The 9,204-nt window shown below is 39.2% G+C and carries 15 protein-coding genes and 1 pseudogene; 12 read left to right on the top strand and 4 right to left on the bottom strand.

What is annotated here, in order from left to right; genetic code table 11:
* Positions 1-509 precede the first annotated feature (509 nt).
* Both JEU79_RS05085 and JEU79_RS05080 read right to left on the bottom strand, forming a co-directional pair.
* A complete protein-coding gene (locus JEU79_RS05085) occupies positions 510-782 on the bottom strand; it encodes a Txe/YoeB family addiction module toxin (RefSeq protein ID WP_198263235.1) in 273 nt (90 codons plus the stop codon).
* Positions 775-1,029, bottom strand: coding sequence for a type II toxin-antitoxin system Phd/YefM family antitoxin (locus tag JEU79_RS05080; RefSeq protein WP_198263234.1), 255 nt, complete (start codon positions 1,027-1,029; stop codon positions 775-777). Before JEU79_RS05080 ends, JEU79_RS05085 begins: the two co-directional genes overlap by 8 nt.
* A 556-nt stretch (positions 1,030-1,585) precedes the next feature.
* Between JEU79_RS05080 and JEU79_RS26030 the strand changes: the two genes are divergently transcribed.
* From JEU79_RS26030 to JEU79_RS05055, 6 genes and pseudogenes are all read left to right on the top strand, one after another.
* Positions 1,586-1,798: a transposase gene (locus JEU79_RS26030; RefSeq protein WP_246540013.1), complete on the top strand. Its 213-nt coding sequence runs from the start codon at positions 1,586-1,588 to the stop codon at positions 1,796-1,798.
* 84 nt (positions 1,799-1,882) lie between these two features.
* A complete protein-coding gene (locus JEU79_RS05075; RefSeq protein ID WP_198263029.1) occupies positions 1,883-2,746 on the top strand; it encodes an IS3 family transposase in 864 nt (287 codons plus the stop codon).
* Between the two features lie 43 nt (positions 2,747-2,789).
* Positions 2,790-3,008 (top strand): annotated as a pseudogene (locus JEU79_RS05070) (IS66 family transposase); the annotation flags it as partial.
* Positions 3,009-3,207: 199 nt separating this feature from the next.
* Positions 3,208-3,597 carry a hypothetical protein gene (locus JEU79_RS05065; protein WP_198263232.1) on the top strand — a complete coding sequence of 130 codons (390 nt, stop codon included), beginning with the start codon at positions 3,208-3,210 and terminating at the stop codon, positions 3,595-3,597.
* A complete protein-coding gene (locus JEU79_RS05060; RefSeq protein ID WP_198263231.1) occupies positions 3,584-3,889 on the top strand; it encodes a hypothetical protein in 306 nt (101 codons plus the stop codon). The genes JEU79_RS05065 and JEU79_RS05060 overlap by 14 nt, the downstream gene beginning before the upstream one ends.
* A 26-nt stretch (positions 3,890-3,915) precedes the next feature.
* Complete coding sequence (locus JEU79_RS05055) at positions 3,916-4,260, top strand: hypothetical protein (RefSeq protein ID WP_198263230.1); 345 nt, start codon at positions 3,916-3,918, stop codon at positions 4,258-4,260.
* Positions 4,261-4,401: 141 nt separating this feature from the next.
* Here JEU79_RS05055 and JEU79_RS05050 read toward each other — a convergent pair whose 3' ends face one another.
* On the bottom strand, positions 4,402-4,698 hold the full coding sequence (locus JEU79_RS05050; protein ID WP_198263229.1) for a hypothetical protein: 297 nt from the start codon (positions 4,696-4,698) through the stop codon (positions 4,402-4,404).
* A gap of 320 nt (positions 4,699-5,018) precedes the next feature.
* Between JEU79_RS05050 and JEU79_RS05045 the strand changes: the two genes are divergently transcribed.
* Entirely contained in the window at positions 5,019-5,789 is a 771-nt protein-coding gene (locus tag JEU79_RS05045; protein WP_198263228.1) for a type IV toxin-antitoxin system AbiEi family antitoxin, read from the top strand.
* The gene (locus JEU79_RS05040) at positions 5,786-6,682 is read left to right on the top strand and encodes a nucleotidyl transferase AbiEii/AbiGii toxin family protein (RefSeq protein ID WP_198263227.1); all 897 of its coding nucleotides are present in this window, start codon (positions 5,786-5,788) and stop codon (positions 6,680-6,682) included. Before JEU79_RS05045 ends, JEU79_RS05040 begins: the two co-directional genes overlap by 4 nt.
* Before the next feature lie 346 nt (positions 6,683-7,028).
* Here JEU79_RS05040 and JEU79_RS05035 read toward each other — a convergent pair whose 3' ends face one another.
* Entirely contained in the window at positions 7,029-7,187 is a 159-nt protein-coding gene (locus JEU79_RS05035) for a hypothetical protein (RefSeq protein WP_214660498.1), read from the bottom strand.
* A gap of 165 nt (positions 7,188-7,352) precedes the next feature.
* Between JEU79_RS05035 and JEU79_RS05030 the strand changes: the two genes are divergently transcribed.
* The 4 genes from JEU79_RS05030 (at position 7,353) to JEU79_RS27970 (ending at position 9,022) form a co-directional block, all read left to right on the top strand.
* Entirely contained in the window at positions 7,353-7,793 is a 441-nt protein-coding gene (locus tag JEU79_RS05030; protein ID WP_198263225.1) for a mobile mystery protein A, read from the top strand.
* Positions 7,794-7,988: 195 nt separating this feature from the next.
* Positions 7,989-8,540, top strand: coding sequence for a hypothetical protein (locus JEU79_RS05025; protein WP_214660657.1), 552 nt, complete (start codon positions 7,989-7,991; stop codon positions 8,538-8,540).
* Complete coding sequence (locus tag JEU79_RS05020) at positions 8,455-8,853, top strand: hypothetical protein (RefSeq protein WP_198262753.1); 399 nt, start codon at positions 8,455-8,457, stop codon at positions 8,851-8,853. The genes JEU79_RS05025 and JEU79_RS05020 overlap by 86 nt, the downstream gene beginning before the upstream one ends.
* Complete coding sequence (locus JEU79_RS27970) at positions 8,846-9,022, top strand: hypothetical protein (protein ID WP_343074944.1); 177 nt, start codon at positions 8,846-8,848, stop codon at positions 9,020-9,022. Before JEU79_RS05020 ends, JEU79_RS27970 begins: the two co-directional genes overlap by 8 nt.
* Positions 9,023-9,204 lie beyond the last annotated feature (182 nt).

The following is a 9,204-nucleotide window of genomic DNA, read 5'->3' as shown; positions in this document are numbered from 1 at the left end:
ACATTGTCAGGGGGTTCCTGAAAATGTCTTAATTCCGGCCATTTGAAAATGTTATTTATTTTTCTTGCTTTTCCTAAACTATCTCAGGTAGAGGAAATACTCAATGCCACGTTCAGGAACTTGCAAGTGCTTGCACTGCCACTGCCATACTTTTTTCAAACCCAACCCCGCTCTAAAGGTCGTCAAAATTTCTTTGGGAAACGCCCTGTGCGGATCCACATGCAGGGTGTTGTGGGGGTGGAGGAGAGAAACCTCCGGCTAACCGATTATGCACATGATCCGTTAAGTGTAATAATTTTGCCTGAGTTGATTCTAAAATTGAATCTCTTAAGAAGTCACTTGCACCAATTATTTCAATACCAATAAGTTCGAAATGGTTTAGGCCACCCATCTTTTGAGATTAAATGATGGGTGCCCTTAACTGATAATGCTAACGTTATAAATAACTGGCAAAATAAAGTATTGCGAGGAACGATCAATGCTTTATTTTGTCCATGATAATTTCCTTGTTAGCTTGATTTGTTATAGTGGTACTTACAGGCAATGATAGTTATATGTGTATCATTAACTGCGTAAACTAAACGATGGGTATCATCAATTCTACGCGACCAAAAACCAGATAGATTTTCTTTTAAGGCCTCAGGCTTCCCAATACCTTCAAAGGGGGAGCGAAGAATGTTATCAATTAATTTATTGATACGTTTTAATGTTTTTTTATCTTGGCTTTGCCAATAAATATAATCTGACCAGTCCGCATCAGTCCATGCTAAGTTCTTACTCATTTAGTAAGTCTCTTTCCTTGGTTTTACCTTGATGGTATTGTTCTATAGATTTGCTGAGATGCTCAGCATTTGCAGGGCTTTTAAGTAAATAAACTGTTTCCATAAGGCTATTGTAAAAGTCTAAAGACATGACCACTGCATCATCGCTATCGCGACGCGTAATTACAGCGCAGTCAGCATCATTAACTACTTGATCTAAAACAGATTTAAGTGTATTTCTTGCTTCGGTGAATGAGATAACACGCATTATTGCAACTCCTTACATGTACGATATGTTGTACAAGTATAGCGCGTGGGTTGGACGTGTGCAATATATTGGACATGTTTATAGAAAGCTAACGCCTTGCTCAGCGGCAGTTTAAAGTGGCACGTTTTTGCGTAAGCAAAACAAGTGCCGCTTTAAATTGTCCGCTGGAGCTATTTGGTACGCCCAGCATGGGCGTGAATTTATGAGGTGTAAGTCCCCTGTAGGAGAACCGAAATCACCTTGTGTGATTATAAGTACTAGCCGACGGCAAATGCAAACTCGCGAGAATTTGTGTGAAGGAAGCACGAGTGTAAATCTATGAGCCTACGAACAGAAACGTCATATAAGGCGTGGTCGAGAGATGAGCTAGCCAAATATAGCGAAGTCACAGGTTTAATCCTAAAAAAATCAGTTGAACCTACTGCGACCGCTTTATGCACTGAATCTTAAGGATTTTCCAGAACATTTTGAGTTCTTCTCCGCTTTGATGTAATGTGGCTACACTTAACCGGACACACAACTTAAAATAACTAAAAGATAAAAAGTGTGACCTAAAATGAATGATCAAACAAAAAAACCGAATAAAAGCTATACATCAGAATTTAAAGAATCAGCTGTCAAATTAGCTAATGAGACGGATCAACCCGTTTCTCAGACTGCCAGGGAGCTAGGTGTTAATGTAAATACTCTACATACCTGGATCAGTAAATATTCCAAACCGGTGAAGACGGTAGCCAATAGAAGGATGAACACATTTATGATGAAGTAAAACGTCTGAAAAAAGAATTGGCAAAAGTGATTCAGGAGCGTGATTTATTAAAAAGGCCACAGCGTACTTTGCAAGGGAAACTTTGTGAAGTACGCATGGATAACTGATCAGGCTAAAGATTACCCGGTAACGATTCTGTGCCGTTTTATGGATGTTTCCCGTAGTTGCTATTATGATTGGGTTAGCTCTCCTAAAACGGATAGAGAGAAAGAAAATGAAGCGCTTACTGAGCAGCTAAAAAACTGTTTGAAGACAGTCGCAAGACTTATGGAACCCGTCGTCTTAAAAAGAAAACTGGCTGAAAAAGGCGTTCATATAAGCCGCCGGAGAATTGGTCGATTAATGAAAAAAGCCGGTTTGTTTTGTAAAACGAAGAGACGCTTTAAAGCGACGACTAATTCCAAGCATAATAAGCGTATATCTCCAAATTTACTGGAAAGAGAGTTTACTGTCTCTCAACCTGATCGCTACTATGTGGGTGATATTACCTATATTGCCACCAAGGAAGGCTGGTTATATTTAGCGGTTGTCATTGACTTATTCTCTAGGCAAATTGTTGGCTGGTCGATGGATGAGCGAATGAAAGCCAAGCTAGTCAATGATGCTTTACTGATGGCCATATGGAAGCGTAAACCAATGGATGGATTGCTTTGGCATACTGACCGAGGTAGCCAATATGCCTCTGATAGTCATAGAAAAATATTGTCGGATCATAACATAATTCAGTCTATGAGCCGCAAAGGAAATTGCTGGGACAATGCTGTATCAGAGAGCTTCTTTCATAGTTTGAAAACTGAATTGACGCACCATTGTCGATTCAAAACCAGAGTAGAAGCAAAGCAGGCAATATTTGAATATATTGAGGTATTTTATAATCGGGAGCGACTTCATTCGGCTAATGATTATTTGTCACCAGTCGATTATGAAATACAGCAGGAAATAGCTTAAATCGATTGATTGAAGAGGGGTAAAAGGCGTTGACACATCAATGAGTGAAAATGATATTCGAGAATATGTTATTAAGCGTAAAATTAGTGGTAGTACACGCTCAAAGGATGGGCAACTTTGCAGAGATACCTTTGTCAGTTTAAAGAAAACTTGTTTGAAACAAGGAATTTCATTCTGGGATTTTATTAATGACCGGATCAGCAAGAGAAATTTGATCCCATATCTGCCTGAGTTGCTGAAAGGTAAAGTTTGTGCTGTTTAAATGCACAGACTTATTGAGAAGTTACCATGAAGTCATTCAACCAATTGAAAAACAAGAGTTTGATCTCTTGTTTCTCAAAATGCAAGCTTTTTATTCGATTTTTTTAATTTTGCTAAAGTTACTGCGAAAAGTTTTTTTATTTCTGCTTGGTAAGCACCACTACAACTCAATTGTTCATCTCAGCGAGAATTGCTGCATTTTGGATCTCATACCCTCTAAAACATTTGCACCTGCATTTAAAGATTTATTTGAACGACTCAGACGACATAAGCATCTTGAAGAGTATGCCATATTACCCAACACATTGCTTTGTGTTATTGATGGCACGCAATATTATTCCTCTAAGCAAATCCATTGTGACTGTTGTCTTCATAAAGAACATAGAACGGGTGAAATAACCTACAGTCATGCTGTTTTACAAGGTGCCATTATGCACCCCGATAAAAAACAAGTGCTCCCTGTCATGCCTGAAGCAATACAAAATACGGATGGTACAAAAAAACAGGATTGTGAAAGTAATGCAGCCAAACGTTTTATAGCCAATCTAAAAAAAAGCACATCCAAGACAAGGATTTATGATTTGTGGTGATGGTTTGATGTCACATCAACCTATGATAGAAGATATAATTGAAGAAATGATGCATTATTTATTGGTTGCCAAACCTGGTGATCACACATATTTATTTGAATGGCTTGAAGCATTTTCTGAACTCCCATCAATGGACTGGATTGACGAAAAAGGGCACCAACATCATTATCGATGGAAAAATAATGTCCCTTTACATGGCGAAAAAAATGCCATTGAAGTTAACTTTTTGAATATACCCTCACCAATACCGCAGGGAAAATTATCTACCGAAATAGCTGGGTCACCGACATAAAGATCAGTGAACATAATATTCAAACAATGACCCAGGCGGGTCGATGTCGTTGGAAAATAGAAAACGAATGTTTCAACACATTAAAGAACCAAGGCTATCACATTGAGCATAATTATGGTCATGGGAAGAAGCACCTGAGCTTTAATATGTATCTGTTAACCTTGCTGGCTTTTTATTTCCATCAAATTTTTGAATTAACCGATAGGGCTTATCAAGCTTGTCGTAAAAAGTTTGGCTCTAAAAAATTAATGTGGGAAAAGTTCAGAGGGGTTATTACCTTTTTTGTGATGGACTCCTGGGAACATTTAATGGATTTTTTATTGTACAGAGACGATTATGAGGAGATGAGACCTGTAAAAATAAGAAAATAAACCTATTTTAGGGAAAATGCGTCGATTAAACGCAGCATCTCCCGTGCCTGCTATTTAGAAAGAAAGAACAAAAAAAATTTTAAAAAGCATCAGGCAAACAAAAAATGCTGTTTTCAGCTTAATTCATAAGAATAAGTTACTTCACCGAGTTTTGCTGTCCAAAATGTCTCTTAGTTGACTATTTTTAGGAATTTTTTTAACATTAAAAAGAGTGCGTAAATTATTTTGATTCTGTTCCTCTTCCATCTGTTTCTGAAATTCACTTAAAGAGGGATCTTGAAAATACATGCAGGCAAAAGCACTCATAAGCACATCATGTTGACTGTAATCACACTTTCCTTGTACTCGGCTATCTTTGATTGCATGAAAGTGCAGTGAGATGGCCTGTTTCAGGGCAGAAAAACTTAAATGTTTTTTTTGCTGACTTAAAGAGGCCAAAATTCACAGTACCAAGCATATAAAAGGGAAATATTTTTTAACATGAAGTCATTCAACCAATTGAAAAACAAGAGTTTGATCTCTTGTTTCTCAAAATGCAAGCTTTTTATTCGATTTTTTTAATTTTGCTAAAGTTACTGCGAAAAGTTTTTTTATTTCTGCTTGGTAAGCACCACTACAACTCAATTGTTCATCTCAGCGAGAATTGCTGCAGCTTTATAGTTTATGTTTATTTTTATATTGGTACTGTCAGTACCTAAAAACAATTAATTTTAAACCTTTTTGTTGAATAGGTTTAAAATGTGATGTAAATTGGTACTATGAGTACCGTAAGAGAGACAAAATTAAACACACTGCTTAGCACTCAGCCTTCTGACATAGTGCTCTCTTCAGCATGGCTAAGTGAGCAGGGCTATAGTCTTGATTTACAAAAACGGTACAAAAAAAGCCAGTGGTTTGATTCTATCGGCACGGGCGCATTAATACGTCATGGCGATCAGGTCGATTACTTGGGCGGTATCTATGCTTTGCAATCTCAACTAGGACTCTTTGTGCATCCCGCAGGTAAAACTGCTCTGTCGATGCAAGGGAAAGCGCATTATTTGGAGCTATCGGCTAAGAGGGTGCAATTATTTGGAGGCAAGAAAGACAGCTTGCCACTTTGGTTTAAAAAGCGAGACTGGGGAGTAAATATAGAGTGTAAACTTTCGTCTTTTTTACCGCCTGATCTTGGCTTGGTAGAAATCGAACATAAGAGCTTCACGGTTAAGGTTTCCAGTCCTGCAAGAGCAGTCATGGAATGTTTATATTTAGCTCCCAAATCTCAACCACTCTTGGAAGTGTTTGAGCTTATGGAGGGCTTGAATAATTTGCGCCCAGCAACAGTGCAAAAATTATTGGAAGAATGTAGCTCGATAAAAGTAAAAAGACTGTTTTTATACTTGGCTGATAAAGCTGGTCATGAATGGTTTAACTTTATCGATCTGGATAAAGTTGATTTAGGCTCAGGTAAACGCAGTATCGTTAGCGATGGGGTTTACGTTGCAAAATATCAGATAACCGTGCCCAAAGAGTTGGAAGCAGTGATATGAATGAAGCCTATAAAAAACAGGTGATGCTGGTGCTCGATGTGTTGCCAGAAGTTGCAAAAGAAGATTGTTTTGCCATGCATGGCGGTACAGCCATTAATCTTTTTGTGCGTAATATGCCAAGGTTATCAGTAGATATTGATTTAACCTATGTTGAGATCGCACAGCGAAAAGAAACGCTTGATGCGATTAATGTGGCACTAGGGCGCATCAAGGAAAACATTGAAAAGCTTCGCCCATCGATACGAATTGAACATAAAGAGAATATTTGTAAGCTTCAACTTAATGAGCATGGCATAACCATAAAAATAGAAGTAAACATGGTGGGGCGTGGTTTGCTAGGAGAAGCAATTAAAGCTCAGCTTTGTGAAACAGCACAAGAACAGTTTGACGTATTTTGCACGATGCCCATTGTACCAATAGGGCAGCTCTATGGTGGCAAAATATGTGCAGCCTTAGATAGGCAGCACCCTAGAGATTTGTTTGATGTGAAGCTCATGTTTGAAAATAAAGGATTCACTGATGAAATTAAGCGCGGCTTTTTGCTTGGATTGGTCAGCTCTAATCGACCAACCCATGAAATACTTACCCTACATCTGCTTGATCAACGCACAGCCTTTGAAAACCAGTTTGAAGGCATGAGCGCAATTGAGTTTAGTTATGATGATTATGAGGCAACAAGACTTCAGCTTATTGAAGCAGTAAAAGCCAGTTTGGACGAAAATGATAAGGCGTTTTTGTTAAGCCTTAATCGTCTAGCACCTGACTGGTCGATTTATGATTATCAGGATTTTCCATCGGTAAAATGGAAGCTCATGAATTTGGAAAAATTTAAAAAGGACAATCTAGATGTTTATCAGCAGCAATTAACAGGGCTGGAAGATATTTTGCGATAGTAATTTATAGAGCATGAATTATTCGGTAGAATAGCGTGCCTTTTATACTGCACTAAAATAGCTATATTATCGGTATAAAAGATCATTTTTCATAAAAAACGCCCTTTTGAAGTTACTCCAAAAGGTAATTTAACAAACAAGTACCAATTTAAGTAAAAATAAGGTTTTTAAGGGCATGGCAGATAGCAATATTCTCAATGAAATCAAACGGAGACGCGCTTTTGCTATCATCTCTCACCCACATGATGGCACGCAGTATCAACCGAAGCGATGAAACAATTGCCCTCATCAAGAAAAATTATCAAGGGACGACTGTCTTTCCTAATGATTGAGACGTTTTTCATCCCTAAGCCGATTTGGCGGTGACCTCGCGTTCACAATAGATAGTATGCTCAAATTCCATATTATCAGGGAATGATTGTGCAATGATCCAGATTTGTGGCAGATCATCACTCAACTCAGGTAAGGCTGCGAGTGAGCGTTCAGTGCCCTGCATAAAGAGCACAAAAAATCGCGCTTCGGGGTAACTGCGCCGAAAGCAAATGAGGTAAATCAACAAATAACTAAACTTCTCTTCGCTAATAGTTTAGCTTTATATTGACTTGTATGTTTTAATGGTATAGATTTAGCTAAACTAATGATGGTTTAAATTATAGATTAAGGTCATCCGATGGGCATCGAAGCGGTTGTTTTAAAGCAATATCAAAACAAAGTGAACCAAGCTTTAAAGCAGTTTGGCGACTATGCCGTGCCCTCTTCTGAAGGATGGCTTAAAACAGTTCGCAAAGCGCTTGGCATGTCAGGCACGCAATTGGCAAACCGCCTTGGCGTTACCAAGGGGCGGGTTTCACAAGCTGAATCTGCTGAGCTAACAGGCAGTGCCACGCTCAAAAGTATGCAAAGCATGGCGCAAGCCATGGATTGCCGTTTTGTGTATGCGGTCATTCCTGAAAAAAGGATTGAAAGTGTCATTAGAGAGCGCGCCATCTTAAAGGCGAAAGAGCAGATCAAGGCAGCATCCACACAGATGGCGCTTGAAGCGCAAGCACTCAGCGATGAACAGCTTACTTTTGAAGTGGATCGCCTTGCCTCTGTGTCAGGGGTCTCCTGAAAGTGTCCTAATCTTGGCCATTTGAAAATGTCATTTCTTCTTCTGCTTTTTCTTCCCAATTTTTAAAAAAATCTTTTGTTCTACTTGGATTTTCTTCTGTCTTCTTCCGTTCTTTTCTTTGCTGTACTTTTTCTTGCTTTTCCTCAACTATCTCAGGTAGAGGAAATACTCAATGCCACGTTCAGGAACTTGCAAGTGCTTGCACTGCCACACTTTTTTCAAACCCAACCCCGCTCTAAAGGTCGTCAGAAATTCTGCTCAGCACCTGAGTGTCGACAAGCCAGTAAGGCCGCCAGTCAAAAAAAATGGCTGCAAAACCAAAATAAAAACTACTTCTGTGGCACTGTCAATGTCCAGCGTGTTCAGCAATGGCGTTCCCAAAATCCAAAATACTGGAAAATTGTACAACAATCATTGGATAACCCATTACCGTTACAAGATACCTTAATCACGCAAGCGATTGATATAAAAGAGAAAACAGACGATCTTAACGCCAATGCGTTACAAGAGATCTTAAAGTCCCAACCCACTGTTTTAATAGGATTAATTGCACATCTTATCGGTAGTACGTTACAAGATGACATAGTCGAGAGTGGTCTGAAACTGCGAGAATTAGGCGAGGATCTTTTACTCAACACTCACCTAAAACATGGAGAAAACAATGACCGAGCATCCTATGCCCAATCCAGGGCAATTACGTCAAATCCCCTCTCAGTTCAGTTGGATCGATCACCGCCTGGTTCGTGATGGCCACTTTGAGTCTTGCTCTTGTGAATCAATGGCATTTTATTTATTTTTACTTACCGTTGCCGATCAAAATGGGCTGAGTTATTACTCACAACCGAGCTTAATGAAACAGTTGAATATAGGGACATTAAAGTTCACTCAGGCACGAACAGAACTCATTCAGGCCAAACTAATCACTTATAAACATCCTTTGTATCAAGTCCTATCTTTATCCCCATCAGCCAAATCTGACCCCGTTAGACAAACCTCATCTTCACCTGTCCACATAAAACAAATACTCAAACAATTAAATGCTGGAGGCCATCATGATTGATTATGAAGCCTGGTGCCGTATGAAACAGTATCAACAGGATAAGCTGAACGTAGGTCAGATTGCACAAAAGATGGATCTGAGATCACCGCACAGTAGAGAGCTGGCTACAGGAAAAACATTATCGACCACGGAAACCGGCAGCACAAAACAGCAAACTCGATCCCTATAAGGATGATATTGTCAGTTTGCTGGAAAAGCATGCTTATACGGCGACTCAGCTCTTTCAACGAGTACAGGAGGAGGGTTATGACGGGAGCTACTCTGTGGTCAAACGTTATGTTCATCAGGTTCGACCCAAACGAAAGCCCGCTTTTTAACCTTAGCCTTTGCACCAGGTGAAGCTGCTCAGGT

The sequence above is a fragment of the sulfur-oxidizing endosymbiont of Gigantopelta aegis genome (assembly GCF_016097415.1).
Classification (GTDB): Bacteria; Pseudomonadota; Gammaproteobacteria; order GRL18; family GRL18; genus GRL18.
The sequence above is the reverse complement of the archived record's forward strand: the minus strand, read 5'-3'. Positions and strand labels throughout refer to the sequence as shown.

Coding starts and splice junctions, on each gene's coding strand:
- JEU79_RS05040 (WP_198263227.1), top strand. CDS start 5,786: ATGAATGAAGCCTATAAAAAACAGGTGATGCTGGTGCTCGATGTGTTG.
- JEU79_RS05030 (WP_198263225.1), top strand. CDS start 7,353: ATGGGCATCGAAGCGGTTGTTTTAAAGCAATATCAAAACAAAGTGAAC.
- JEU79_RS05020 (WP_198262753.1), top strand. CDS start 8,455: ATGACCGAGCATCCTATGCCCAATCCAGGGCAATTACGTCAAATCCCC.
- JEU79_RS05080 (WP_198263234.1), bottom strand. CDS start 1,029: ATGCGTGTTATCTCATTCACCGAAGCAAGAAATACACTTAAATCTGTT.
- JEU79_RS05060 (WP_198263231.1), top strand. CDS start 3,584: ATGATTTGTGGTGATGGTTTGATGTCACATCAACCTATGATAGAAGAT.
- JEU79_RS05055 (WP_198263230.1), top strand. CDS start 3,916: ATGACCCAGGCGGGTCGATGTCGTTGGAAAATAGAAAACGAATGTTTC.
- JEU79_RS26030 (WP_246540013.1), top strand. CDS start 1,586: ATGAATGATCAAACAAAAAAACCGAATAAAAGCTATACATCAGAATTT.
- JEU79_RS05045 (WP_198263228.1), top strand. CDS start 5,019: ATGAGTACCGTAAGAGAGACAAAATTAAACACACTGCTTAGCACTCAG.
- JEU79_RS05085 (WP_198263235.1), bottom strand. CDS start 782: ATGAGTAAGAACTTAGCATGGACTGATGCGGACTGGTCAGATTATATT.
- JEU79_RS27970 (WP_343074944.1), top strand. CDS start 8,846: ATGATTGATTATGAAGCCTGGTGCCGTATGAAACAGTATCAACAGGAT.